Origin of the sequence: Rhodococcus sp. KRD197 (genome assembly GCF_017168235.1) — a bacterium.
Lineage (GTDB): Bacteria > Actinomycetota > Actinomycetes > Mycobacteriales > Mycobacteriaceae > Rhodococcoides.
Window position 1 is genome coordinate 215,908 of sequence record NZ_JABFAO010000016.1, and the last position, 26,020, is coordinate 241,927.

27 protein-coding genes are annotated in these 26,020 nt (G+C 63.8%); 15 read left to right on the forward strand and 12 right to left on the reverse strand.

What is annotated here, in order from left to right; translation table 11 throughout:
• The first annotated feature begins 23 nt into the window (after positions 1-23).
• Complete coding sequence (locus J1M86_RS22925) at positions 24-2,651, forward strand: DUF2156 domain-containing protein (RefSeq protein WP_206511532.1); 2,628 nt, start codon at positions 24-26, stop codon at positions 2,649-2,651.
• Here J1M86_RS22925 and J1M86_RS22930 read toward each other — a convergent pair.
• The 3 genes from J1M86_RS22930 to J1M86_RS22940 all read right to left on the reverse strand — a co-directional run bounded on the left by J1M86_RS22930 (position 2,648) and on the right by J1M86_RS22940 (position 6,053).
• Positions 2,648-3,505 (reverse strand): ABC transporter ATP-binding protein, encoded by an 858-nt coding sequence (locus J1M86_RS22930; protein ID WP_206511475.1) that lies wholly within the window; start codon positions 3,503-3,505, stop codon positions 2,648-2,650. The two genes, J1M86_RS22925 and J1M86_RS22930, sit on opposite strands and share 4 nt — an antisense overlap.
• Positions 3,502-4,497 carry an iron chelate uptake ABC transporter family permease subunit gene (locus tag J1M86_RS22935; protein ID WP_241260538.1) on the reverse strand — a complete coding sequence of 332 codons (996 nt, stop codon included), beginning with the start codon at positions 4,495-4,497 and terminating at the stop codon, positions 3,502-3,504. Before J1M86_RS22935 ends, J1M86_RS22930 begins: the two co-directional genes overlap by 4 nt.
• Positions 4,498-4,604: 107 nt before the next feature.
• Complete coding sequence (locus J1M86_RS22940) at positions 4,605-6,053, reverse strand: iron ABC transporter permease (protein ID WP_307786723.1); 1,449 nt, start codon at positions 6,051-6,053, stop codon at positions 4,605-4,607.
• Between the two features lie 358 nt (positions 6,054-6,411).
• Between J1M86_RS22940 and J1M86_RS22945 the strand changes: the two genes are divergently transcribed.
• The 9 genes from J1M86_RS22945 to J1M86_RS22985 all read left to right on the forward strand — a co-directional run bounded on the left by J1M86_RS22945 (position 6,412) and on the right by J1M86_RS22985 (position 14,015).
• Positions 6,412-7,107 carry a hypothetical protein gene (locus tag J1M86_RS22945; protein ID WP_241260578.1) on the forward strand — a complete coding sequence of 232 codons (696 nt, stop codon included), beginning with the start codon at positions 6,412-6,414 and terminating at the stop codon, positions 7,105-7,107.
• Positions 7,108-7,402: 295 nt separating this feature from the next.
• Entirely contained in the window at positions 7,403-7,804 is a 402-nt protein-coding gene (locus tag J1M86_RS22950; protein WP_075840283.1) for a PaaI family thioesterase, read from the forward strand.
• Between the two features lie 5 nt (positions 7,805-7,809).
• Positions 7,810-9,099, forward strand: coding sequence for an aldolase/citrate lyase family protein (locus tag J1M86_RS22955; protein WP_206511477.1), 1,290 nt, complete (start codon positions 7,810-7,812; stop codon positions 9,097-9,099).
• 111 nt (positions 9,100-9,210) lie between these two features.
• A complete protein-coding gene (locus J1M86_RS22960; RefSeq protein ID WP_206511478.1) occupies positions 9,211-9,843 on the forward strand; it encodes an urease subunit gamma in 633 nt (210 codons plus the stop codon).
• Entirely contained in the window at positions 9,843-11,564 is a 1,722-nt protein-coding gene (locus J1M86_RS22965; RefSeq protein ID WP_206511479.1) for an urease subunit alpha, read from the forward strand. The genes J1M86_RS22960 and J1M86_RS22965 overlap by 1 nt, the downstream gene beginning before the upstream one ends.
• Positions 11,565-11,640: 76 nt before the next feature.
• Positions 11,641-12,264 (forward strand): urease accessory protein UreF, encoded by a 624-nt coding sequence (locus tag J1M86_RS22970; protein ID WP_075840302.1) that lies wholly within the window; start codon positions 11,641-11,643, stop codon positions 12,262-12,264.
• Between the two features lie 35 nt (positions 12,265-12,299).
• Entirely contained in the window at positions 12,300-12,992 is a 693-nt protein-coding gene (ureG, locus tag J1M86_RS22975; RefSeq protein WP_206511480.1) for an urease accessory protein UreG, read from the forward strand.
• Positions 12,982-13,647 (forward strand): urease accessory protein UreD, encoded by a 666-nt coding sequence (locus tag J1M86_RS22980; RefSeq protein ID WP_206511481.1) that lies wholly within the window; start codon positions 12,982-12,984, stop codon positions 13,645-13,647. Before ureG ends, J1M86_RS22980 begins: the two co-directional genes overlap by 11 nt.
• Positions 13,644-14,015, forward strand: coding sequence for a helix-turn-helix transcriptional regulator (locus J1M86_RS22985; protein WP_075840277.1), 372 nt, complete (start codon positions 13,644-13,646; stop codon positions 14,013-14,015). The genes J1M86_RS22980 and J1M86_RS22985 overlap by 4 nt, the downstream gene beginning before the upstream one ends.
• A gap of 31 nt (positions 14,016-14,046) precedes the next feature.
• Here J1M86_RS22985 and J1M86_RS22990 read toward each other — a convergent pair whose 3' ends face one another.
• A complete protein-coding gene (locus tag J1M86_RS22990; RefSeq protein WP_206511482.1) occupies positions 14,047-15,441 on the reverse strand; it encodes an NAD(P)/FAD-dependent oxidoreductase in 1,395 nt (464 codons plus the stop codon).
• A 243-nt stretch (positions 15,442-15,684) separates the two neighbouring features.
• On the opposite strand from J1M86_RS22990, the gene J1M86_RS22995 reads away from it, so the two are divergent.
• The 3 genes from J1M86_RS22995 to J1M86_RS23005 all read left to right on the forward strand — a co-directional run bounded on the left by J1M86_RS22995 (position 15,685) and on the right by J1M86_RS23005 (position 19,014).
• On the forward strand, positions 15,685-16,719 hold the full coding sequence (locus tag J1M86_RS22995) for a substrate-binding domain-containing protein (RefSeq protein WP_075840275.1): 1,035 nt from the start codon (positions 15,685-15,687) through the stop codon (positions 16,717-16,719).
• Positions 16,720-17,136: 417 nt separating this feature from the next.
• Positions 17,137-18,195 (forward strand): ABC transporter permease, encoded by a 1,059-nt coding sequence (locus J1M86_RS23000; RefSeq protein ID WP_206511483.1) that lies wholly within the window; start codon positions 17,137-17,139, stop codon positions 18,193-18,195.
• Between the two features lie 3 nt (positions 18,196-18,198).
• Positions 18,199-19,014 (forward strand): ATP-binding cassette domain-containing protein, encoded by an 816-nt coding sequence (locus J1M86_RS23005; RefSeq protein WP_075839957.1) that lies wholly within the window; start codon positions 18,199-18,201, stop codon positions 19,012-19,014.
• Positions 19,015-19,035: 21 nt separating this feature from the next.
• On the opposite strand, the gene J1M86_RS23010 is transcribed toward J1M86_RS23005, so the two are convergent.
• Positions 19,036-19,833 (reverse strand): HugZ family protein, encoded by a 798-nt coding sequence (locus J1M86_RS23010; RefSeq protein WP_206511484.1) that lies wholly within the window; start codon positions 19,831-19,833, stop codon positions 19,036-19,038.
• Positions 19,834-19,936: 103 nt separating this feature from the next.
• Here J1M86_RS23010 and J1M86_RS23015 point away from each other — a divergent pair, with 103 nt between their 5' ends.
• Positions 19,937-20,200 carry a hypothetical protein gene (locus J1M86_RS23015; protein ID WP_241260539.1) on the forward strand — a complete coding sequence of 88 codons (264 nt, stop codon included), beginning with the start codon at positions 19,937-19,939 and terminating at the stop codon, positions 20,198-20,200.
• Between the two features lie 15 nt (positions 20,201-20,215).
• Here the strand turns inward: J1M86_RS23015 and helR are convergent, their stop codons facing one another.
• From helR to J1M86_RS23050, 7 genes are all read right to left on the reverse strand, one after another.
• Positions 20,216-22,378 (reverse strand): RNA polymerase recycling motor ATPase HelR, encoded by a 2,163-nt coding sequence (gene helR / locus J1M86_RS23020; RefSeq protein WP_206511485.1) that lies wholly within the window; start codon positions 22,376-22,378, stop codon positions 20,216-20,218.
• 122 nt (positions 22,379-22,500) lie between these two features.
• Positions 22,501-23,094, reverse strand: coding sequence for a hypothetical protein (locus J1M86_RS23025; protein ID WP_206511486.1), 594 nt, complete (start codon positions 23,092-23,094; stop codon positions 22,501-22,503).
• Positions 23,091-23,693, reverse strand: a complete 603-nt coding sequence (locus J1M86_RS26925) for a DUF6286 domain-containing protein (RefSeq protein WP_206511487.1) — start codon at positions 23,691-23,693, stop codon at positions 23,091-23,093. Before J1M86_RS26925 ends, J1M86_RS23025 begins: the two co-directional genes overlap by 4 nt.
• A complete protein-coding gene (locus tag J1M86_RS23035) occupies positions 23,690-24,094 on the reverse strand; it encodes an Asp23/Gls24 family envelope stress response protein (protein ID WP_307786720.1) in 405 nt (134 codons plus the stop codon). The genes J1M86_RS26925 and J1M86_RS23035 overlap by 4 nt, the downstream gene beginning before the upstream one ends.
• A complete protein-coding gene (locus J1M86_RS23040; protein WP_206511489.1) occupies positions 24,087-24,272 on the reverse strand; it encodes a hypothetical protein in 186 nt (61 codons plus the stop codon). Before J1M86_RS23040 ends, J1M86_RS23035 begins: the two co-directional genes overlap by 8 nt.
• A gap of 57 nt (positions 24,273-24,329) precedes the next feature.
• A complete protein-coding gene (locus J1M86_RS23045) occupies positions 24,330-24,662 on the reverse strand; it encodes an Asp23/Gls24 family envelope stress response protein (RefSeq protein ID WP_230558385.1) in 333 nt (110 codons plus the stop codon).
• Complete coding sequence (locus tag J1M86_RS23050; RefSeq protein WP_075839953.1) at positions 24,659-25,144, reverse strand: Asp23/Gls24 family envelope stress response protein; 486 nt, start codon at positions 25,142-25,144, stop codon at positions 24,659-24,661. The genes J1M86_RS23045 and J1M86_RS23050 overlap by 4 nt, the downstream gene beginning before the upstream one ends.
• 182 nt (positions 25,145-25,326) lie before the next feature.
• Here J1M86_RS23050 and J1M86_RS23055 point away from each other — a divergent pair, with 182 nt between their 5' ends.
• Positions 25,327-25,905 (forward strand): dihydrofolate reductase family protein, encoded by a 579-nt coding sequence (locus J1M86_RS23055; protein WP_206511490.1) that lies wholly within the window; start codon positions 25,327-25,329, stop codon positions 25,903-25,905.
• The last annotated feature ends 115 nt before the right edge of the window (positions 25,906-26,020 follow it).

A 26,020-nucleotide genomic window follows, 5' to 3' on the forward strand; every position in this document is an offset into this window, starting at 1 on the left:
GTCCCGTCGACAGTGCCCCCGAGATGGCGTCCGACCGTGTCCCCGAGGACGCGGCTTCCACGCCATCGTGGTTCGCCCGCCGCAGCGCTCGATTCGGAGGTGCCTGGCGAGCTACGTCGCGGCAATTCGTGCGACTGCGCGCACTCGTGGTCTTCGGCGCAAAGGGTGCACCGATCAGCATCGCTTTGTTCTTCGTCGTGTCCGCTCTGGGCGTGCTTGCACTGCTGATCGGCGGGGACACGGTCCGCAGACAGCTCGCCCTGGGCATCGTGGCGTTCGAACACCTTCGAATCTGGACCGTTGTGACCTCCGGTCTGCTGGCGCCCGGGGTGATCGGGTACGTCGTGTTCGTCGTCGGCGTCTTCGTCGCCGCCGCCCCTATCGAACGCCGGATCGGTTCACGCAAATTTGCCGTGGCAGCGGTGGCGACCCAGGTTCTCGGTGCCATAGCAGGTCTCGGTCTCGCGGCTCTTGCTCGTTTGTTCGACGCGAATTGGGGCTTTCGCCTGCATGTCGGTACGGCTGTGGGTCCGACCACCTGGATTGTCGGGGTGGTGATGGTGGCCAGCTCGCGGATGGACACTCTGTGGCGTCGGCGCATCCGGGTCGGCCTCCTTGCGCTGTTGATCACCTTGGCACTGTTCAGTGGCCATCTCCAGGATGTCGTTCGGCTCGCAGCTGCCGTGGTGGGTCTGTTGCTCGGCCCCGTCCTTGTCGGCAGGTCCGCGCGGGGTCCGCGCTTGGCCGGCACCCAGCGCGAAGGCCGTGTCCTGGTGGCGCTCGTGGTTGCCGCAAGCGCGCTCGGGCCGCTGCTCGCGGCGCTCAGCCCGAACGCTGTGGGCCCGTTCGCGGTATTGCGTGAGGTGATTCGTGGCGTGCCCTACACACCGGGTGAGGTGCGCGAGATCTGCGCGGATTCCCCGGGCGACGCGGAGTGCCGTACCGGGTTGTTGGAGCTGCGTCTCGGCGGAGTGGGGCCGACGATCCTGTCGCTGATGCCCTCGATCTTTCTGCTGTGCCTCGCCGACGGTCTACGCCGCGGGCGGGCTGCGGCCTGGTTCGCGACGGTGGTCGCCCAGTGCGTGCTGCTGGTCGTCTCGATAGCGAACTACGCGATACGTTTCGTCGAGGCCGGCGACAACGACTCGGTCTTCTACGGTCTCGACTCGCCCACGGCCTACCGCACGATCGTGCCCTTTCTGCTGCCGCTCGCGGTGCTGGTGGTACTCCTGTTGACACGCAAATACTTCGACGTGACCGCGCCACGCGGTACTTACCGAAAGTTCACCGTGATCGGAGCCGCGACGGCCGCGATTCTGGCCGCGCTCTACGTTCTCGGAGGGCTTCTCGCCCGGGGTGGATTCGACAACGAACCCACAGCTGCGGCCCTGATCGGCGACTTCCCGCAGCGACTTCTCCCACCTGTCTATCTCCAGTGGCTCGATCCACGATTCCTCCCGGAAAGCACTCTCGCGACGGTGTTGTTCGAGTGGACCGGTGTGTTGTTCTGGGCCGTGCTGTGTATCGCGATCCTGAGCACCTTCTCGACCTCGGCGGCCGATTCCGACAAGGGTGCAACCAATCGCGCACGGGCGATTCTGACCTCGAGCACTGGTAGTGCGCTGTCGTGGATGACTCTGTGGAAGGGCAACACGTATTGGTTCTCACCGGATGGAACCAGCTTCGTCGCGTACCGGGTGATCGCCGGTGTCGCTCTGACGACGGGCGATCCGGTCGGGCCGCGAGAGCGGCTGCGCGAGAACGTCGTCGACTTCGCCGAGTTCGCATCGACCAACGGCTGGATACCGTGCTTCTACTCGGTCACACCGCAGGTACGCCAGATCACCGATGCTCTCGGATGGGGCGGTATCCAGGTAGGCGAGGAAACGGTCCTCGATCTCGAGAATCTGGCATTCACGGGCAAACGTTTCCAGGATGTTCGCACCGCGCTGAACCGTGCGAAGAAGGCGGGGATAAGCGCGGAATGGGTCAGCTTCCACGATGCACCGCTCGCGATCACGGACCAGATCACGGCGATCTCGGAGGAGTGGGTCGCGGACAAGGGAATGCCGGAGATGGGGTTCACGCTCGGCGGTCTGGACGAAGTCGACGATCCGCACGTGAGGTGTTTGATCGCGGTCGACGAACACAGAACGGTGCACGGCATCACATCGTGGATGCCGGTATACGAGAACGGCAGGATCGTCGGCTGGACCTTGGACTTCATGCGTCGACGGTCGGAGGGGTTCCGGCCGACGATGGAGTTCCTGATCGCCTCGGCTGCGGTGTCGCTGAAGGAGGAGGGCGTGCGCATTCTGAGTTTGTCGGGGGCCCCTCTCGCGAAGGTCGTTGCAGATCGTGGAGCACAGTCGGGGCCCGAGGCGTCAGCGGAGACCACCGACGAGCTGACGTTCTCCCGGGTCCTCGATCGGCTGCTCGACCTGCTGGGCAGGACGCTCGAGCCCGTGTACGGATTTCGGTCGCTGCTTGCATTCAAGGCGAAATTTCAGCCGCGGTACGAACCCATGCACATGACGTTCGCCGACCCCGCCGCGCTGCCGAGCATCGGGAACGCGATCGGTCGGGCCTATCTCCCCGACGTGTCGCTGGGAGATGGCATGCGACTGCTCAGAACCATGATCAAACGTTAATTGCCGGTCGCCATCGACTCCGACGCCTCGACGGGACCACCGACCGATCCGTAGACGTGACGGGTGCCGATCGGCACGATGAGCGGGCGATCCGAGACAGGATCTTCGATCACGCGTGCCTCTAGTCCGAACACGTCGAGCAGGAGCTTTTCGGAGATCACGTCCTGCGGCCTTCCGGCCTCGACGATCTTGCCCTGGGACATCACGATCAGTTGATCGCTGTAGCGTACGGCGAGGTTGAGGTCGTGCAGCACCATCACCACGGTCCGCCCCAACTCCTCGTGTAGACGATCGACCAGGTCGAGGACCTCGATGGAGTGAGCGAGATCGAGGTACGTCGTCGGTTCGTCGAGGAGAAGGATGTCGGTGCCCTGCGCCAACGCCATCGAGATCCACGCCCGTTGACGTTGTCCGCCGGACAACTCGTCCACCGGTCGGTCCGCGAGATCGCCGACGCCGGTCAGCTCGAGTGCGTTCGCGACCTGGGATTCGTCGTCGGAGCTCCACTGACGTATCCAGGACTGGTGGGGGTGGCGACCTCTCGACACGAGGTCGCCAACGGTCAGACCCTCTGGCGCGGTCGGCGCCTGGGGCAGCATGCCGAGGACACGCGCGACATCTTTGGTGCGCATCGAAGTGATGGCTTTGCCGTCGAGGATCACTCTTCCGGACTTGGGTTTGAGCAGTCTTCCGAGAGACCTGAGCAGGGTGCTCTTGCCGCATCCGTTGGGGCCGATCACCGTCGTGATGACTCCCGAGTGTATTTGCACGTTCAGCTTCTCGATGATGACGCGGTCGCCGTATCCGAGGGTGAGATCTTCCGCGACGAGTCGCGACGATTCGAAGGTGGTCATGCGGAAACCTTTCGGTTACTACGGACGAGCAGATAGAGGAGAAAGGGTCCGCCGAGCGCGGACGTGACGATGCCGACCGGCAATTCGACGGGCAGCACTGTCCGCGCGATCAGGTCGCTGCCCACGACAAGCAGCCCGCCCATGAGTGCGGACGCGAATATCGGGGGTCCCGGAGTTCGAAGGATGCGAAGGGCAATCTGAGGTGCAGCGAGCGCGACGAAGCCGATGGGGCCGGCGGCCGCGGTCGCGATCGCCGCGAGCGCGACCGCGGCCAACAGCAGCGATGCTTGTCCATGTTGTAGGCGCACACCGAGTGATCGCGCGTTGTCATCGCCCAACCGAAGCGCGCCGAGGGTGAACGTGGACACGAGCGCGAAGCCACCGACGGTGACGATCGCGACCAGCACGGGCCACACCGTCGACCAGTCTGCGCCGTTCAGTGATCCGTTGAGCCACAGTTGCGCGCGCGAGACGTCGTTGATCTCCGCACTGATGAGCAGCCATCCGATCGCCGCGGTGAGCATCGCGTTGATGGCGATACCGACGAGAATCAGTCGAAATCCCTCGACCCCGCGTTTCCAGGCGAGCGCGTAGATGATCATTGCGGTGGCTACACCGCCGATGAGAGCGGCGAGGGGGAGTCCGAGAGTGGCGAGCAGACCGACGAAGGTACCGCCGCCGCCGAGCACGATCAGCGCGACTGCCGCTGCGCTGGCACCTGCCGTGATGCCGAGGATGTCGGGACTCGCGAGTGAGTTGCGTGCGATGGACTGCGTCACCGCCCCGGACATACCGAGTGCCACTCCGACGAGAATTCCGGTCAACGACCGGGGTAGACGAAGGTCGATGACGATGAATCGATCGATACGCGAACCTCCACCCAGTAGGACATCGATCACTTGCGGAATGGACAGCGGGAAGTCGCCGCGGCCGATGTTGATGCAGAACACCAGGAAGAGCGCGGTGAGCATGGCGAGGGTCAGCAACACCATGATCGGTCGCCTGACCAACGAGACCGGACCTACGCGGAACGCCGGTCGCGAAGGCACACGGCGACTCGGAGCGTCGACGGGTGCTGAAACAGGTTCTGCTTCGGTGGTCACAGGCTTGCCAGCTTTCGACGACGAACCAAAGCAATGAAGAACGGAGCACCGAACAGTGCAAGGACGATGCCGACCTGCAACTCGCCTGGCCGGACCACGACGCGGCCGATGACATCAGCGACCAGGAGCATCACCCCGCCCATCAGGCCCGCGTACGGAACCAGCCAGCGATAGTCGGGTCCGGTCACCACACGGGCGATGTGCGGCACGACGAGGCCGATGAACGCGATGGGGCCGCAGGCGGCGGTGGCTGCGCCGGTGAGCAATGTGATGGCGACGATGCCGACCGTGCGCGTGAGTGCGATGTTGGTGCCGAGGGAGCGGGCGACGTCGTCACCGAGACTCATGACGTTCAGGCCCGGGGTGCTCGCCAACGCAATGAGGACGCCGATCACGAGAAACGGCAGCACCTGCCACAGCACGTCGAGGCCGCGGCCCGCGACCGACCCGACGGACCAGAATCGGTACCCGTCGAGGCTCGTCTGATCGAGAATGACGATGGCGTTGGTCATCGCCGCGAGAAAGAAGGCGACGCCAGCCCCGGCCAGCGCCAGATTCAACGGGCTCGCGCGGCCGTTTCCGATCGACGAGAGCCCGAAGACGACGACGCTGGCGAGCGCGGACCCGGCGACAGCGAACCAGAGGTACTGGCTCGGGGAGTTGAATCCGAACAGGTAGATCGAGAGAACCACGAAGAATGCTGCGCCGGCGTTGAGTCCGAGCAGCCCCGCGTCGGCGAGTGGATTGCGGGTGTGTCCTTGAATCAACGCGCCGGCAATGCCGAGTGCGATGCCCACTACGAGAGCGAGCAGCGTCCGTGGAACGCGGAGGGTCCGCACGATGATGTCGGTGTCGGTGCCCGTGCTGGACAACAGCGCGTGACCGATTTCGTCGAAGGTCAGAGGTCGGGCGCCTATTGCGATACTGGCCAGGATCGCTGCCGCCAGTGCGACGGCCAGCACGATGAGACCGAGTATGCGGCGTCTGCGGATGCCCGCCACCGACGTGTCCTGGGGAACCTGTTCGAACAGTTCGTCGATGGCAGTTTTCTCGTGGACTACTTCGCTGGTTCCCCGGCCGATTCCCATTCTGCGGAGCGCAGCGCGCTTCGCTCCGATCGCGTCGCCGGTCACGCTGTCCCGGACGATGAGCGAGGCCCATCGTTTGCCGGTGCTCTGTCCTTCCCGGCCCTCACGGAAGCCCACGTTCCAGATGGCCACACCTGCAGTCACCGCCAGCGCGATACTGCCGAACACGAAGCGATCGGCTTGGCCGCCACCGTTGGCCTCGCGCAGGGAGTCGACCACGGACCACCCGATGGCGAGAGGTATCAGAACGATCGCAAGGTCGACGATCGCTGCCCATGCTCGAGGTGTCCACCGCGCCGGACCACGAGGGATGTCCTCGGTGGCGAACGCGTCGTCGGAATCGAGGCGCGGGCCCACCGACAGCGCGGTGAGATCCGGAACCGACGAGGTGACCGGGTCGGCAGATGGTGTCGTCGTCACTGCGTGATGACTCCTCGCTGCGATAGATGGCGCGTCTTAGGTTACGGAACCCTTGTTCGTAGTGTGCGCTCAGGTAAGGGAAGGCATGCCGTATAGCGGCTACCCGAGTCCCACACCCCCGCCTACTAATGGTTAGGCTAACCTACATCGAACGAACCGAAGGTTCATGATGTCGACTCGAGGGAGTGTTCCGGTGTCCGTAGCAACCACGACTCACGATGCTGTGTCCACGACACGCGATGCTTGGGCCGATGTACGTCGTGCAACCGAACGAGGCGGCCAGGGCGGCCCATTGATGCGCGCAAGCGCGCGACTGCGCTCACTCAATCCCGACTATCCGCGGATGTACGCGGTGGCGACGATGGCGAACGAGAGCAAGCGGCGGTGGTGGCAGCTCGCGGCCGGGCTGGACGACGGCCGCGTGGAGCAGATGGTTGCTCGGTCGATGGAGGATCTCGAAGAACCCGAGTCTGCGGCGATCCAGGTTGCGACAGCCCTGGTGCACGCCGTGGTCGGTCGCGTGTCCGCCATGCTGGTGCTGGAGGGCCGCGCCTGGGACCCCGGCATCGACAACCTGTGGATTCATATGGACAGCGATGGGTGCATCGACTGGGCCGGCGTCACTTCGCCCGTACTGAGGGTGCTACCAGGCGACGCCCTGGCGGATGAGCCGGGTGCGGTGACGCTACCGTGCGAGCAGGCACTCCTGGTGTGGACGGCTCATCGGTGCATCACCTCCCTCGAGGCGGTGCTGCGCTCGTTCGCGAGCCGGTCACCCATCGATGCTCGCGTCTTCTGGAGCCTGGTGGGGGATTCGGTGCTGGGCGCCTCCACTCTCGTTCCAGTACTGGCCGGGACCTATGCGTCGGAGAGTGCGCGGAGGGGTCAGGCGCTACTGGACGCATTCGTCGCGGCGGGCGCCCCCGTCCGAAACCGCCCCGTGCGAAATCGAACCGTGCCGATCGGCCGAATACGAGCGCGTGCATCGTAGGGATTGCTTAATGAGGTAAGCCTTGCCTATAGTTGAGTCGTTACACACGAACGGACCGTGCCGGAGTCCTGAGGGCTGCAGAGACTCCCGGTCCTTGCGCGGCGGGCCTCACATTCACCGAATGTGAGGCCCGCCGATTTTCCTGCATCCACGGTCGTGTAGTTCTGATTCGGCGGCGGTGATCGATCGTCGTTGCCGGAATGCACACTGGTGCGAGCGAGGAGAACCTGTGAGCGGGACTGAACACGAAACAGCGAATGGTGCGCCGAACCTCGGCGATATAGACCCAGCGCAGATGACCGAGCTGTGCGGTCGAGGCTTCGACGGGGCAGTCGGCCTCGAGTACACCGACATCTCCGCCGACCATGTTCGCGCCACATGGGAGGTCACCCCAGCATTGCATCAACCGGCCGGCATCATGCACGGCGGAGTGCTGTGCTCGGTGGTGGAGTCGCTCGCAAGTATCGGTGCGAGCGTCTGGCTGGGTGAGCGCGGGCACGTGGTCGGCGTGAACAACAACACGGACTTCCTCCGCGCATCTCGTCAGGGACGCCTCGTTGCCGAAGCGCGGCCGATACATCGAGGTCGAACACAGCAGATCTGGCAGGTCGACATCACCAACGAAGCCGGCAAGCACGTCGCACAGGGCAAGGTACGTCTGGCGAACATCGTCGATACCGAAAGTCTGGGACAGTAGGTCCGGTGACGAACGAAGCCCCCGGGCCCGAGCCGGCCTCCACTGGCGCTCGCCTCACCGAACGTGCGTACGACCGAATCGACACGATTCTCGGGCCGGTCGATGCTGTACTCGCACGCGACTATCCGGGTGATCGACTCGGTGGACAGCCGATCCACACCGTGTACGTGTCGGCCTCCGATGCCTCGGTGGATCTTCCGCACCAGTGGGGAAGCGATGCACTGGCTCTGCTCGAGGCAAACCGTGAGGTCTTCGACTCGCTGGACTCGGCGGGCATCGTTCCCAGAGTTCGCGAGATCCTCGAACGCAGCCCTGTGCAGGATCTGCGGATCGACTTCGAGGACGGCTACGGCTGGCGCGCTGATTCCGTTGAGGACGATCATGCTCGCCGGGCCGGCCGGGTCCTCGCGAGACTTGCAGCGGATCCGTCGGGGCCGAGCTGGCTGGGTATTCGCCCCAAAGGGCTTGCGCCCCATGAACGCGGTCGCGCCATCAGGACACTCGAGCTGGTGCTGGACGGTGCGGGGGGCGTGCCCGACGGATTCGTCTTCACGGTGCCGAAACTGCGTGCAGTGGAACAGGTCGACGCCGTGGTGGCACTGTGTGAAGAACTCGAGCGCGCTCACGGGCTTGCCGAACGCTCGCTACGGTTCGAGCTGCAGATCGAGAGCCCACAGGCTGTCGTCGGACGTGACGGCACTGCCACGGTTGCACGCGCATTGGGACACGCAGACGGCCGTTGCACGTCACTCCATTACGGCACTTACGATTACAGCGCAGCGTGCGGAATCGCCTCGGCGCAGCAGTCTCTCGCACATCCGGTTGCCGATCACGCGAAGAATGTCATGTTGGCTGCAGCCGCACAGAGCGGAGTCTGGGTGTGTGACGGCTCCACCCAGGTCGTTCCCGTCGGCACACCCGACGAGATAGAATCGGCGATCGTTCGCCACGCCGCACTGGTCACACGCTCGCTCGAACGCGGCTTCTATCAGGGCTGGGACATGCACCCAGCGCACCTCGCGACCCGGTGGACTGCCACGCTGTCGTTCTTCCGGTCGGCGATGCCCGCAGCGGCAACACGGGTGGCGGCATATCTCGACCGCGCTTCGGGGGGAATGATGGACGAGCCGGCAACTGCGCAGGCGCTCGCCGGGGTTCTCGTGCGCGGACTCGACTCGGGCGCGGTGAGCGAACAGGATCTGAAGTCCGTCTCGTCGTCGATCACGCGAGAAGTCCTCGACGCTCTGCTGACTCGGACAGTCGGCGGGGCTTCGTCCCCCGATCCGAAGGCCTGACATCACCGCCGATGTCGGCGTTCGCTGCCGCTCCACGTGAATCGTGTCAGTATTGGCGTCACCGAAAAAGGGCCGATCGACGTCGGCCGAGACCGATGAGGATGGAGACCAATGCGGCTGACTCCACACGAGCAGGACCGTCTGCTGATCAGCTACGCCGCCGACCTGGCTCGGCGGCGCAGTGAGCGCGGGCTGTTGCTCAACCACCCCGAGGCGGTGGCCCTCATCACCGACCATCTGCTCGAGGGCGCCCGCGACGGCAAATCGGTGGCGGAACTGATGGCGACCGGCCGTGAAGTGCTGGGCGCCGACGACGTCATGTCCGGGGTTCCCGAGCTCCTTCCCGAGGTGCAGGTCGAGGCCACATTCCCGGACGGAACCAAACTCATCACCGTGCACGATCCGATTTCTCCGAAACGCGATGACGGGCATCTTGTTCCGGGTGAGGTGATCACCGTCGAGGGCACGATCGAACTCAACGACGGCGCCGATGTCGTGACGATCGACGTGGTCAACACCGGCGACCGCCCGGTTCAGGTCGGCAGCCACGTGCACTTTCCTCAGGCCAACGCGGCCCTCGAATACGATCGGGATCTCGCTCACGGTCGACGCCTCGACATCCCGGCCGGGACGGCCGTCCGATTCGAACCGGGCATCTCGATGACGGTCGATCTCGTCCCGATCGGCGGTACCCGCGAAGTGCACGGTCTGAGCCTCACCCCTCCTGGAAAGCTGGATGCTTGATGGTGCACATGAGCCGGTCCCGCTACGCACAGCTGTTCGGCCCGACCACCGGTGATCGGATTCGCTTGGCCGACACCGATCTGCTGATAGAGGTCACCGAGGACCGCTGCGGTGGACCTGGGCTCGCCGGCGAGGAGGCCGTATTCGGCGGTGGCAAAGTCATTCGTGAATCGATGGGACAGTCACGTGCCACCCGAGCCGACGGAGCCCCCGATACCGTCATCACCGGAGCTGTGATCGTCGACCACTGGGGGATCATCAAGGCAGACATCGGCATTCGAGACGGCCGAATAGTTGCACTCGGCAAGGCCGGGAACCCGGACACGATGTCCGGTGTGCACCCCGATCTCGTGATCGGCCCGTCGACCGAGATCATCGCCGGCAACGGAAAGATCGTCACCGCCGGTGCAATCGACTGCCACGTTCACTTCATCTGCCCCCAAATCATGGACGAGGCCCTCGCCGGCGGCATCACGACGGTGGTCGGCGGTGGGACCGGGCCGGCGGAAGGCAGCAAGGCAACCACGGTCACACCCGGCGCGTGGCACCTGTCTCGAATGCTCGAAGCTCTCGACCACTGGCCGATGAACATCGTGCTGTTGGGCAAGGGAAACACCGTCAGTAGCGAGGCGATGTGGGAGCAACTACGCGCAGGCGCCTCCGGGTTGAAGCTGCATGAGGACTGGGGGTCGACCCCGGCCGCCATCGATGCATGCCTGCGGGTGTGCGAGGACGCCGGAGTTCAGGCCGCGCTGCACTCGGACACTCTCAACGAAGCAGGCTTCGTCGAAAGCACCCTCGGTGCGATCGCCGGACGCGGCATTCACGCTTACCACACCGAAGGTGCCGGAGGAGGTCACGCTCCGGACATCATCACCGTCGCCTCGCAAGGACACATCTTGCCGAGTTCGACCAATCCCACACGGCCCCACACGATCAACACTCTCGACGAGCACCTCGACATGCTCATGGTCTGTCATCATCTGGATCCGTCGATACCCGAGGACCTCGCATTCGCGGAGAGCCGCATCCGGCCGTCGACCATCGCCGCAGAGGATCTACTGCACGACCTCGGGGCGATCTCGATGATCGGCAGCGATGCGCAGGCAATGGGCAGGATCGGCGAAGTGGTGCTGCGGACTTGGCAGACCGCGCATGTGATGAAGAAGCGGCGTGGCCTGCTCTCCGGCGATGTCGGTGCCGACAACAACCGCGTCAGGCGATACATCGCGAAATACACCATCTGCCCGGCAGTCGCCCACGGGCTCGATCACGAGATCGGTTCGGTGGAACCGGGCAAGCTGGCGGATCTGGTCCTGTGGGATCCGGCATTCTTCGGCGTCCGGCCGCACCTGGTCGTCAAGGGCGGGATGATCGCCTGGGCTCAGATGGGTGACGCCAACGCCTCGATTCCGACTCCACAACCAGAACTGCCCAGGCCCATGTTCGGTGCCTCCGCGAAAGCCGCCGCAGCGACCTCCGTGCATTTCGTCGCACCGCAGGCAATCGAGGACGGTCTGGCGGACCGATTGAACTGCGACCGCCGACTCGTCGCTGTGGGCAATGTTCGGGCCGTAGGCAAGTCCGATATGCCGCTCAATGACGCGCAGCCACGAATCGAGGTCGACCCGGACACGTTCACGGTGAAGATCGACGGTGAAGTATGGACGGCAGACCCGGCAACGGAACTCCCCATGGCACAGAGATACTTCCTGTTTTGAGCAGGCACACCGTGCGGGATGCCGGAGCCTGCCAGGCGATCTCGTGAGTGCGGCGATCACACGGGTAGCCACCGTCATGTCGCTGGCCGATTCGAGGTTGCCGATCGGCGGTCACGTGCATTCGGGCGGCGTGGAGGAGGCCATCGAGCAAGGACTCGTGCGAGATCTCGTGACGGTCGAGGCGTTCCTGAACAGGCGCCTACGGACCACCGGGGCGGTGTCTGCGTCGATCGCGGCGGCGGTGTGCGAATCGATCGTCGCCACCGATGTCGCCGACGCCGAGTGTGACGCACGAACACCGTCCCCTGCGGCGAGGGCCGCGTCACGCGCACAGGGACGAGGATTGCTCAGGTTGGCGAAAGTCAGCTGGCCCGAACACGATTGGACGGCATTGCCGCCGCGACCCCACCTCGCCGTCGTGCTCGGAGTTGTCGGTCGCGTGGCCGGTATCTCTGGGCAGGATGTGGCCTCGATCCAGGTCTACACCACCATGACAGGATCCGCGGTGGCGGCGCAGCGTCTGCTGGCGCTGGACCCGTCCGAGGTGGCGGCGTGCACCCTCCGTCTGGCGATCACGTGCGACGAGGTCACCGACTCGGTGTGCGCGCATCTGCCCGAGCTCGTCGATCTGTCCGATCCGCTGCTCGATGTGCTGGCCGAGTCGCATGCGCATCGTGACCGGCCCCTTTTCGTATCCTGACCTCCGATCCACCTCAGCTCCAGAAAGGCCATGACATGCCTCCGCATTTCATCGACGGACAACCGCACGACCACGGACTCGGTCGGCCCAAGCGAGTCCGTGTCCCCGGCGAGCCACTGCGGATCGGAATCGGGGGCCCGGTCGGCTCCGGCAAGACGGCGTTGGTCGCGGCCCTGTGCCGAGAACTGCGCGACGAGTTGGCCCTCGGCGTGCTGACCAACGACATCTACACCACCGAGGACGCCGACTTTCTGCGGCGCCATGCCGTACTGCCCGACGAACGGATCACCGCCGTCCAGACCGGTGGTTGCCCGCATACCGCGATCCGCGACGACATCACTGCCAACCTCGATGCCATCGACGATCTCGTCGAGGGCAACCCGCCACTCGACCTCATTCTCGTCGAGTCCGGCGGGGACAACCTCACAGCCACGTTCTCGTCAGGACTCATCGATGTTCAGATCTTCGTCGTGGACGTCGCAGGTGGCGACAAGGTGCCACGCAAGGGTGGTCCGGGCGTGACGTTCTCCGATCTGTTGGTGATCAACAAGACCGATCTCGCCCCATACGTCGGAGCAGACCTCACCGTGATGGAGAGCGACGCGGTGCGAGTACGCGAGGGGCGGCCCACCGCCATGATCTCGCTGACCGAGGATCCAGCCGCCACCCTCGTCCTCGAATGGGTCAGGACTCAGTTGAAGGAGACGGCCGACGCCGATGCGCACTGAGCTCGTCATCGAGGCCAGCGCTGATCGCAGTCCGCGCATCATCTCCTCGGGAGGATTGTCGGGCCGTCTGACCGGACCGGATACCGTGCACATGATCGGCACGGCTGCAACACCTCTCGGCGGCGACGAGATGCACATTCGAGTCGTCGTGGCAGCTCGTGCTCGGCTCGTCGTCCACAGCGTTGCGGCCTCGGTTGCTCTACCCAGCGCCTCGAACAGGGAATCGTTCGCGCACTGGTCGTTCGAGGTGGACGAGGGGGGCGACCTCGTCTTCGATCCCGAACCGATGATCGTCGCTGCGGACGCGGTTCACCACACCGACACGACCATCCGTTTCACCTCGTCGTCTTCGGTGGAGTTTCGCGAGCGCGTTCAGATCGGCCGCAGCGGTGAGTCCGCTGGGCAGTGGCGTGCGTCGATGCGCAGCGATGTCGATACTCGTCCGCATTTGCGCCACCGTGTGGAGTTGGGCGTCGGGACGACCGGGCACGACGCACTCAACGCCCCGATGGCGTTGTCGAGCACGCTGAGGTACCCGGACGAGCGAGCCCCCGACAGTTCCGGACACAGCCTTGTCCGGATGCCGCTGGCCGCGGGAGGATCGCTGACGACCTGCACCGGTTCCAGGCTGGACGCACTACCGTTGACGTCATGACCGATTCGGACACCGCCGGCGTGCTTCGCCCGTTCGATCCTGAGCATGTGGCACAAGCGCGTGCGGCCCTCGACGCGGTGGACGATCTCGGTGAGTGGGTGCAGCGATTCGACCTGCTGGGTGACCCGACCAGACTCCGGATCCTGTTGTGCATGCACCGCGCGCCAGGTATCTGTGTCACTGACCTGTCCGCGGCACTCGGAATGACGGCGACGTCGGTTTCGCATGCGCTGCGGCTGTTACGCAACGAGGGCTGGGTTGCCGTGGCGCGGGACGGTAAGAAAATGACCTATCGGCTCGACGACGAGATCGTCCATCGCATGCTGCACGAACTCGGCGCCACCCATGCACATCCAGTGCGGGAGTGACGCCGAGTTCTGTGTGAATGAGCCTGGGTGATCAGCCTGCGGCTCTGGCTTCCTGGTCGGCTCGACCGCTATCGCCCGGACTCTCTGTCGCTTCTATCGAGTTGAGTTGCTCGATGGCCAATCGGGCGAAGACCTGCTGTTCGGTCGACGCCATCTGAGCGCGTCCGCGTCCGAGGAAGGTGACGAACCACGAGATGACGGTGGTGATTCGGCTGCGGTATCCGACAAGGTAATACAGGTGCAGAGCGAGCCACATCATCCACGCGATGAAGCCGCTGAATTCGAGTTTGCCGACCTTCGCAACCGCATTGAATCGAGAGACGGTCGCCATCGACCCCTTGTCGAAGTACTTGAACGGCTGGCGCTGTGCTGGATCGGCACCGTTGAGTGAGGCCTTGATCTGCTTGGCTGCGTAGGTTGCGCCCTGAATGGCGCCCTGCGCCATGCCGGGGACATCCTTCACCAGCATGAGGTCGCCGACTACGAACACGTTCGGGTGGCCCTTGATGGTGAGATCGGGTTCGACGACAACGCGGCCGGCGCGGTCGGTTTCCGACTCCGATTGATCGGTGAGAATCTTGCCCAGCGGGCTGCCCTGAACTCCGGCAGACCAGACCTTGCACTGCGCTTCGATACGTCGGGTGCTTCCGTCCTTTTCCTTGACGGTCAAACCGTCATTGTCGACGTCGGTCACCATGGCGTTGAGCTGGATCTCGACCCCGAGCTTCTTCAGCCGGTCGGCCGCCCTCTTCCCCAACTTCTCGCCCATCGGCGGCAGCACCGAGGGTGCCGCGTCGAGGAGAATCACGCGCGCGTCACGTGGATCGATATTGCGGAACGCCCCGTCGAGTGTCCGGTCTGCGAGTTCTGCGATCTGGCCGGCAAGCTCGACGCCCGTCGGTCCGGCGCCGACGACGACGAACGTCATCAGCCGATCGCGCTCTTCTTGGTCGTGGGACAATTCGGCTTGTTCGAAGGCGCCGAGGATGCGGCCGCGAAGCTCGAGCGCGTCGTCGATCGTCTTCATTCCCGGCGCGAACTCGGCGAAGTGATCGTTGCCGAAGTAGGACTGCTGAGCACCCGCCGCGACGAGGAGGCTGTCGAACGGTGTGACTGTGGTGCGCTCGAGGAGTCTGGACGTCACGGTCTTGGCGGTGAGGTCGATGTCGATGACCTCGCCCATCAAGACCTCGGCGTTCTTCTGCTTGCGCAGGATGACACGGGTGGTAGGAGCTATCTCGCCGACGGAGAGGATCCCGGTTGCCACCTGGTAGAGGAGCGGCTGAAAGAGATGGTGCGTGGTCTTCGCTACCAGAGTGACGTCGACGTCGGCCTTCTTGAGCGCCTTCACGCCGAACAGACCGCCGAAACCGGAACCGATGACTACAACGCGATGACGTTTCGATTCGACCGGTTGGATGCTCATTACCTGCTCCCTAAAGATTGAGATGTGGTCACAACGGTAGTCGCCATCGTTTCTTCCGTCTCGGCAAGGGGCATGACGTGCGTCGAACATGCGCAAACCGCGGCCTGCGAACAGCAACCTGTGGAAAGTTTTTAATGTCAGGACAAAGTCTTGACTTTGCTTGTGATGTGGATTACATATTGAGTGCCACATCGAGTGATTCACCACCGACCCATCGGGGATCGGCGTCGAGAAAGAGAATTGATGACACTTCAGACGAGTCACGGCTCGGGACGTACAGGTTCGCTCCGCGTACTGCGCTCAGGCGCTGTCCTCGGACTGGCGCTGTGCGCCACCGTGGCCGCGGGTTGCTCGAGCACCGGCGGAGCGCCGGAGAGCACCGGCGGCGGTTCCAATGCAGGTACCGCGGACACGCCACGAGCAACGATCGCGATGATCACACACGAAGTTCCCGGAGATTCGTTCTGGGATCTCATCCGCAAGGGTGCCGAGGCGGCCGCAGCGAAAGACAACATCGAGCTGCGATACTCTGCCGACCCGGAGGCACCCAACCAGGCGAACCTGGTGCAGAGTGCGATCGACTCGAACGTCGACGGCATCGCGATCACGCTTGCGAAGCCGGACGCCATGGCACCTGCGGTCGAGGCTGCCACAGCCAAGGGAATCCCTGTGGTCGCCTTCAATTCCGGCTACGACGTCTGGGAAGAACAGGGCGTCAGCCAGTACTTCGGACAGGACGAGACGATAGCCGGACGTACCGCAGGCGAGCGCCTCACCGCCGACGGCGCAACCAAAGTGCTCTGCATCATCCAGGAACAGGGCCAGGTCGCCCTCGAATCGCGATGCGCAGGCGTGACCGAGGGATTCACAGGCGGTAGTACAGAAATCCTCAACGTCAACAGCGAGGACATGCCGTCGGTGGAAGCCACCATCACGGCCAAGCTTCAGCAGGACCCGACCATCGACCACATCGTCGCACTCGGCGCGCCGATCGCGCTGACGGCCGTGCAGTCCAAGGCCAATGCCGGTAGCGATGCCACCGTGGTCACGTTCGACACCAACGCCGCACTCGTCGACGCTATTCAGTCCGGCGACGTCGAATGGGCGATCGACCAGCAGCCTTACCTCCAGGGATACCTTGCAGTGGACTCGCTGTGGCTGTACCTGAACAACGGAAACACCATCGGTGGCGGACAGCCGGTTCTGACCGGTCCCGCATTCATCGACGCATCCAACATCGACTCCATCGCCGAGTACGCCCGGAACGGAACCCGCTAGTTAGACATCCCAGGGCCGTAATTTGTCAAGCGGCGGTGGGTTGTTGTTCCGTTCGGTGTGCCCAGGCGATGTGTTCGTCGTATTTGGTGCGGTGTCGTAGGCAGCCGTGCAGTAGTCCGACGAGTCGGTCCCTCGGGTTGGGCGTCGAGGACGGGGTCTGGGCCCTTGGATAGGCGGTGGGTGAGCCCCGCACCCGGCCGGGGTGCTTCCGCAGTACTCGTGGCCCCGGATTTCCTGCCTTCGACGGGAAATCCGGATCTTCGCACACACTTTGGGGATCCTGTTACTCATGGACCGGGACAGCCGCCCGCGAGCCCAGTTCCCCATATCCCGCATATTTCAGCAGTCTCCTAGGCGAGCGGTCGGCCTGGACCGAACACGAACCTGGCCGACCGCCACCAGCACGGAAGGATAGTCATGAGTACGCAGGCCGACTTGGATCTGTCGAAACACAACGTCATCACGGATGAGCGGGTGAAGAAGCGGAAACCGTTGCAGCGAGCCTTACTTCGCCCGGAGATCGGCGCTCTGTTCGGAGCGATCGTCATCTTCGTCTTCTTCTTCATCGTCGCACCTCCCTTCCGGTCTCCGGAAGCGCTCGCCACCGTGTTGTATGCATCGTCGACCATCGGCATCATGGCAATCGGTGTGTCACTGCTGATGATCGGTGGAGAGTTCGACCTCTCCACCGGTGTAGCAGTGACTTTCTCATCGCTGATGGCGTCGATGATCGCCTACAACCTTCACCTCAATGTCTGGCTCGGTTCCGCACTGGCCCTGGTACTCGCGCTGGGTGTGGGTTTCTTCAACGGCTACATGGTGATGAAGACGAAGATTCCATCCTTCCTCATCACTTTGGCCAGCTTCTTGATGCTCACCGGCATCAACCTTGCCGTCACAAAGTTGGTCACCGGTCAGGTAGCCACCCCGTCGATCTCCGATATGGCCGGCTTCGACTCCGCGCAAAGGGCATTCGCCTCCTCGATCAACATCTTCGGGATCTCGCTCCGCATCACCGTGATCTGGTGGCTGCTGTTCACAGCGATCTCCACCTATGTGTTGATGAAGACCCGAATCGGCAACTGGATCTTCGCGGTCGGTGGCAACCAGGACTCGGCTCGTGCCATCGGCGTGCCGGTCACCAGGGTCAAGATCGGTCTGTTCATGTTCGTCGGCTTCTGCGCCTGGTTCGTGGGAATGCACCTGTTGTTCGCGTTCAACACCGTGCAGTCCGGCCAAGGTGTCGGCAACGAGTTCCTCTACATCATCGCTGCCGTCATCGGTGGCTGCTTGCTCACCGGTGGCTACGGCACCACCGTCGGCGCCATGATCGGTGCGTTCATCTTCGGTATGGCCAACCAGGGCATCGTCTACGCCGGCTGGAATCCTGACTGGTTCAAGTTCTTCCTCGGAGCGATGCTGCTGTTCGCCGTCATCGCCAACACCAGCTTCCGCAACTACGCAGCAAAAGGGTGACCCATGTCCACTACAGCCGAAGCCCCCACCGAACCCTCGTCGAACGGCGGGAAGACCCCGCTGATCGAACTGAAGAATGTCGGTAAGTCCTACGGCAACATCATCGCCCTTTCCGGAATCAACCTGCGAGTCGGTGCCGGTGAAGTGACCGGTGTTCTCGGCGACAACGGAGCAGGAAAATCGACGCTGATCAAGATCATGGCCGGTCTGCATCAGCAGACCGAGGGCGAGCTCCTCGTCGACGGGGTCGAGACGAAGTTCAGCTCACCGAAGGACGCTCTCCGCAAGGGAATCGCCACGGTCTACCAGGATCTCGCCGTCGTCTCACTGATGCCGGTGTGGCGAAACTTCTTCCTCGGCCAAGAATTACGCAAGAAGGGACTGTTCCGGTCCTTGGATGTCTCCGCCATGCGTGCGACGACCATCGAAGAACTCCACAAGATGGGCATCGATCTCCCCGACGTCGATGCCCCCATCGGATCGCTTTCCGGCGGACAGCGTCAGTGTGTCGCCATCGCCCGCGCAATTCTCTTCGGCGCGCGCGTCCTCATCCTGGACGAGCCGACTGCGGCACTGGGCGTCAAACAGTCGGGGATGGTGCTGCGCTACATCACCGCGGCCAAGGAGCAGGGATTCGGCGTGGTGTTCATCACGCACAACCCGCACCACGCTTACATGGTCGGCGACCATTTCGTGCTGCTGAACCGCGGTCGACAGAAACTCGATTGCACCTACGAGGACATCACCCTCGACGAATTGACGAAGGAGATGGCAGGCGGCGACGAACTGGAAACGCTCTCCCACGAACTACGCCGCTGAAGGAGCCCGGTACTCCTCGGGTCAGTGATTTCTGGCTCGCCGTGCCAATTCCACCGTGGCCGCACGCAGTTCGGCAATGTCTCCGATCGGCTGCGCGTACCCGACGCGGGTCGCGGCGTTGTCGCGAGGAGTGGAAACGCTGAGGTCGAGCCCGTGGCGGTCTGCGGATGTGCAGGTAGCGGAAGTCGCGTCCGGAAAGCCGCCGAGATGCCTGGCCATCTCGAGGAGTGAGGAGGCGTGATCGTCGTTCAGATGCTCAATCGCTCCGGCAGCATTGGGGGAGATGGGATCCGGCTTCGCGCGGAGGTAGTCCGCAGAGGTCGCCGAGTCCATTCGTCCGTAGCCGCCCACCCAGCGAGCACGGTGAACGCGCAAGATCCACAGCGTGAAATCGCTGTAGTCGATGTAGTACTTGGCCGCGGGCACGGCATCGAGATGAGCCGCGCGAGCAGCCTCCATCTCCCCGGCCCGCGGTTCCTCGACAACACCAGCGAGCGTGACGCGCGCAACTGCGAGCGGATCTGCGGCAGATTCGGGGGCCACGATCGACAGGCTGGCGCGGTGTTCTCGATGTAGGTTCCGACCGTGCTCGGCCATGCGAGAGACGCACAGAACCGGCGAACCGTTCACCATTCCGTAGGTGACATAGGACGCCCACGGCGCGCCGTCTTCGCTCAGGCTCGCCAATGTCGCGATATTCGTCGATGCCGCGACGGTCCGGGCTTCCTCGGCCGCTGTCGGCCGCTCCACGGGGTGGATCTCGTTCAGTGGGGGAGGAGTCGAAGGGGCGTCGCCTGGGTCGCCATGATCGAGTGCCATGGTCCGCAGTCTACGGAGTCGACACTGTTGCCGTATCGACACTGTGGCCGGATCGTTGCAGGTGGTCGGTTTCGTGCTGCCGATGCCGGGGCATAGTGGTGGAGTGCTCAGAGTGATTCGCCACAACCTGACTGTGCGTGCGGTCCTAGCCGCCATGGGTCTGTTCGTCTTCGTTGCTCTCATCTGGGGTGCCGTCGGTTACGTCTACGCCGATCACGACAAAGCGGCTGCTGGAGCCACGGTGGGCCTGGGAATTCTCGCAGTCGGTTGGCTGGCAGTGTGGAGCGCGGCAGCGGTCAAGTTCGTGCGTTTGCGGGCCCGCCGGCGCAAGAGCGACGACGGGCCAGGGCGCCGAGCAGCTGGATGACGGGTCGATCGCCGTTCACGGATTCGTCAGTACCACCAGCTGCCGGGTTGCGCGGGTCATCGCTACATACTGGTCCACCGCGCCGTCGACCCCGGGGCCGAACCTCGCAGGATCCACCAGTACCACCAGATCGAACTCGAGGCCCTTCGTCAGTTCCGGAGTCAACGACCGCATCCGGGCTGTCGGTTGAAATGCGCTCTCACCCACCACACAACCGGTACCGTCGGGGTTCTCCGCGAGCCAAGTGTCGACGATCGGGAGCAGATCGGCCACGCATCCGTATCTGACCGGTATGCCGCTGCTTCGTATCGAAGTCGGTACGTTCGCGTCCGGGATCGCTGCGCGGATGACCGGCTCGGCCACGGCCATGACTTCCTCGGGTGTCCGGTAGTTGACGGTCAACGAAGAAATCTCGATGCGATCGAAACCGACACGGTGGAGGCGCTCCCTCCAGTTCTCCGTGAAACCGTGTCGTGCCTGCGCTCGATCTCCGACGATCGTGAAGCTGCGAGAGGGACAGCGTCGCAGCAACATCAACCACTCGGCGTCCGTCAGTTCCTGCGCTTCGTCGACGACGATATGCGCGAACGGGTCGGCGAGCGCATCCTTCATATCGGCAGGCAAGGCGGATATATCGACGAGAGCATCGCGAATGCCTTCCTGCCGCAGTTGGGCGATCATGCCGTCCTCGTCCGGTCCCTGCAGGAGTTCGTCGACCACACGATCCATTCGTGCTCGTTCTGCGGTGACAGCAGCCTCGCGTAGGCTCATGCGCCGGGACCATCCGGGATCACCGAGTCGCTGTCGGGCCGCGTCGAGCAGCGGCAGGTCCGAGTCGGTCCACCGGATCGGGTTCGTACGTTGTAGGCGTCGAACCTGCTCGGTGGTCAGCCAGGAGGCGCACTTGCGCAGGTACGCGGGCACGGACCACAAGTCTCCGACGAGGTCGGCAGCCTCGATGAGAGTCCACGCGCCGTCGAGAGCTTCTGTGAGTTCGTAGAGGCGCATCAGCGATTCTCGTAGCACGGTCTGCGAGACATCCCCGTCGTACTTCTCCAGTAGTATCGTCACGAGCATGCGCCTGATGTCCTCGCGTGCCTCGTTGTGCGGTGTACCGGGCTCCGGCGCGTCGAACGCCTCGGTCCAGTCCTCGGGGCCGAGCCAGAGATCCGCCCACTCGGTTTCGACGACCATCCCTTTCGTGGGCGGTTGCTCGTAGAACTGAACTGCAGCGTCGATCGCCTCCACCATATGAGTCGAGGACTTCAGTGCTGCCACGACAGGATCGCTCTCTTGCACTGCACCTGCACCCTCCACGACGAGGTCGCGGAGGGTGCAGGTGTGGACACCCTCCTCGCCGAGGCTGGGCAGGACATCGGCGACGTACCCGAGGTAGGGCTCGTGCGGACCGACGAACAGGACTCCACCGCGACGCTGGTGCAGACGCGGATCCGAATACAGCAGGTAGGCAGTACGATGCAGTGCCACAATGGTTTTGCCTGTTCCTGGGCCACCGTCGACGATCAGGGTGCCGCGTGATCCAGCACGGATGATGGCATCTTGATCAGCTTGAATCGTACCCAGGACATCGCGCATTCGCGGTGACCGGACGCTGCCCAGGCTTGCGATGAAGGCAGACTGATCGTCCAACGCTGCCCGGCGGAAAGCATCACCGACCTCGGTGGCTGCGAGCTGATCGACGTCGAACACCTCGTCCCAGTAGTCGCTGATCCGGCCGTTGGTCCAGAGGTACCGGCGACGCCGAGAGATTCCCATCGGGCGTGCGTGGGTTGCACCGAAGAACGGTTCGGCTGCAGGTGAGCGCCAGTCGATCAACAGTTCATTGCCGGCCTCGTCCAACAGTCCAGTGCGTCCGATGTACCGGTATGTCCGCCCGTCCGCGCTGAGAGTGTGGCCGAGGCACAAGTCCAGACCGTAGCGACGAAGCGAACGCAAGCGGCCAGCCAGTCGGTGTACCTCGAAATCGCGTTCCATCACCTCCTGTCCCATGTCGGCCTCCGCCTTGCGGGCAGCATCGAGCCGCGCGGAGACGTCGGCAATCGAACGCGCGAGGCTCGCGCTGATTGCGGCGAAATGTCGGTCGTCATCAGCGATCAGTGCCGCCGCAGACTTGGGGCCGAGCGAATCGGCCGAAGCAAAAGCGATCGAATCGTACATGCGCGCCTTCCGTTTCAGCTGGTCAGAAGCATCGAAACGCAAGTGTGCAACGCACCCCGGGTCTTGTGGCAAGACCCGGGGTGCGCTATAGATTGAAGGTGGAAGAGGCGGGTGGATCGCTCTCAGTTCAGTTTTCGCGTGGCTTTGTGCCGTTTCTCTATGTGAATCACGGTCCGAGTGGCCAATGAACTGTCCCCGATCATGGTGACGGCGTCCCGGGCAACCTGATCGGCCGCGCTTGCAGCCTCGCCGAGAAGCTCGGGAGATTCAGCGGTCGCATGGATGACGATGGTTCTTTGGCGTCGATCGATGACAGCCTTCGCCGACGCCTTCTTGATAGCGGCGTATGTTTCGAGAGCTCGCGCGGATGCGCTTGCCAATGCCGTGATATCGGCAGTCGCTCGGCCGGATATCGTCCGCTCGACCTCGGTATTCGATTTCTCGCCGGCGACCGAGGCGCGGTCGATCTTCGACGCCGGTCGGTGTGCCACGAGCCAGCGCAGCGCCACGAGAACGAGAATGACGCCGACGCCTGCACTCGCCCATGGCCACCAACTCGACTCGGATGCACTGACGGGACCGGGGGCAGTGATGTATTCGGGAATGTCGTCGATGAGCGCTGTGTCCCACAGCAGTACCGCGACGCCACCGGCAACGAGAAGGAGTCCGATGATGGCCGTCGCGAGGCGGTCCACCGCCACCGTGGAACGGGTCATGACCTACCTCCGGTCCGAGTGCGCACCTTGGTCTTGGGCGCGGCGGTCAAGGGCTCGAGCGCGACGCCGACTTGGTCCGCGATGGCTTTTTCGAGCCCGGAGCGTTCGTCACCGGTGATGTCGGCGCGCACCGTCACCGACCGTCGAGTCGCCGAGGCGCGCGCGTCGAGTACGCCGTCGACCGATCTGGCGGCCTCGGCCGCTATGCGCGCCACCCCCGACGGTTCGATGTAGACACTGGTCTGCGCTGCCACCTCGAGCGCAGTTCTGCGCCGTGGCTTGAGCGCGGCGACGAGGAGGAGCAACCCGATGACTATGGAGGCGACTGCGATGGGAATCATCCATCCTGCAAAGGCCAATCCGTCGACCCACTGCGCCGCTGTCTCCGTCCACAGCGTGCCGTCGATCCAGCCCGCACCGACTACGCCGTCGCGGATACCCACAGCTCCAGCCGCGAGCAGAAGCAGCGCCACGAGAGGCCCGGTGAATCCGGCTGCGGGCAGAGCAAGCGGCTCCTTCGCGCGGGCGGGGGTCAGACTCGTGTTGTGCACGGATTCGGTATATCCGGACGGCTTGTCGGTGTTCACGTCATGGTTCACGTAGTGGCACTCCCACCTGATGTGACACCCGCGGGCGCCGGGTCGACGATGATCGCAGGCACCGTCACGTCGACGCCGTCGACGTGCAGGCCGGCCAATGAACTCAGCGCGCGGGCGACGTTGTCTCGCACCGACGCCGTGAGCGCGGGGAGCGGCGTCGGCCAGAGCGCCGCAATGTCGACGCCCGCGCGCACACGACCACCGGAAATCAAGACCCGGACGCGTGGGAGGTCACGTCCGGTCAACTTGCCGAACCCTTCCGAGCGCGCCAACACACCGTCCGTATCGAGCGCAGCCTTGACAGCCAGACGTTCGACCACCTTGTCCTTGATCGTCAAGGTGCCTCGCTCGGCCGGCTCTGTACGACTGCCTGCCGGGGCGGCGGCAGGTTCGTCAGCCACGACCGCGTCCACCGCCACGCAGGAGCGCGCTGAGATCGAAATCGCCGTCGCGTGCGCCGCCGAGAACATACCCGACCGCGCCGAGGACGAGGGCAACGAGGAAACCGGTGAATCCGCCTGCTGCGGCGGCGACGCCGAGCAGGAGACCGGCAATCAAGCCGAGCGATGCAGTGTTCATCAGTGCAATCCTTCGATGGTTCGTGGTGTCGAATGGGCGTGGTCGGGTTGGTCGCTGTCAGCGGCCGGGGGAGGGCGGAGATGCTGCCGTGACGTCCTCTACGCACACGTTGACATCTCGGGTACCCGTCAGGATCGATACCCGTGAGCGAATGGCGGCGGCCAAAGCGGAGAGATCCGATCCGTAGACGGCGGTGACGTGTATTTCGACCGAGTTCTCATCGACACGAATACCTGGTACTCGTCTGCCCGGTAGGTATGTTCCGATTTCACCGAACATTCCGGGGTGGAGGCCCGCGACACCCGACACGGAGGTCGTTGCTTGGCCCACGACCTCCGCAATTTCGGGTGGCACCGACTGCTCGACGCCTGATGGGGCAGGGTCGTTCACTGGACTCGCGATGGTTTTGGCTCCTCGCCGGTGTCGTTATTGCTCTCTTCGTCGTCGAGGTGCACATCATGGACAGTGATGTTCACTTCGGTGACCTCGAGGCCGGTCATGCGCTCGATTGCCGCGATGACGTTACGCCGAATACCCGACGCGAGATCTGTGATCGAGACCCCGTATTCGGCGACGATGTCGAGGTCTACTGCTGCCTGCTTTTCGCCGACCTCGACGGACACTCCCTGGGAGTGGTTGATGCTGGCGCCTGGGATGCGTTCGCGCAGGGCTCCGACGACTCGCGAAGCTCCTCCACCGACTGCATAGACACCGGTTACTTCTCGGGTGGCGATTCCGGCGATCTTGGAGACCACCGTGTCGGCAACCACGGTCCGGCCTTGACTGGACACCAAGGTCGAACCCGAACTAGAGCCTGCGTCGATTTCGGTCGATGGGGTCGCGGTCGTGCTCGTTGTCTTTGGTGCGGTCATCGCGTTTTCTCCTCCGGTAGCGGTAGACGCCGGGTACGTCTACGCCCTACATACCCGGCTTCGATCAGGTAAACCCCGCCGGGGCGTCGAACTCGGCGACATAATTGTCCGACCGATGACTTTTCGGTATCCACGCGGTCCATCTCCATGACCGTTCGTGGAGCCAATGCAGGAGGACCCAAATGCGCAGATTGATAGTCACCGCTTTCGTCTCGGTCGACGGTGTCATGGAAGCACCGGGGGGCGAGCCCGGCTATCGCAACGCGGGCTGGACCTTCGAGAACATCGAGTTCGACGTGGCGGCGTACGAGATCAAAGACCGCGAGCAGCAGGAAACGACGGCACTGCTGTTGGGACGAAAATCGTATGAAGCGTTCGCGCCCGTCTGGCCGACGATGGAGGAGTTCGCGGAGTACAACGCGATGCCTCGCTACGTAGTATCGAGCACTCTTGCGCAGGAGGATTCGCGGTGGCCGGCGACTATCCTGCGCACCGTCGACGAGGTGGCAGCTCTCAAACGTACAGAGGGTGGGCCCATCGCGGTGCACGGAAGCGCCGAACTCGGGCAATCGCTGGCCGACGCCGGACTGGTGGATCGCTACCACCTGTTGGTGTTCCCGGTTCTCCTCGGCGCGGGCAAGAGACTGTTCAGCGACAGTGACAAGGACAGCACCCGCCTCCAGCTCGTGGAATCGGAGTCCTACAGCAACGGAATTCAGAAGCAGATTTTCGACGTCGTGGGTGAACCCGCGCGTTCCTGACCCCCGCTGTCCCTGACGCCCGATGTCGTCGGCGACGTGCGTAAGCTCTCGCTTCGTGCACATCGTCGACACGCGCGCTCTCGGCAGGCGCGGTACCGGGTCAGGATTCGCGAGC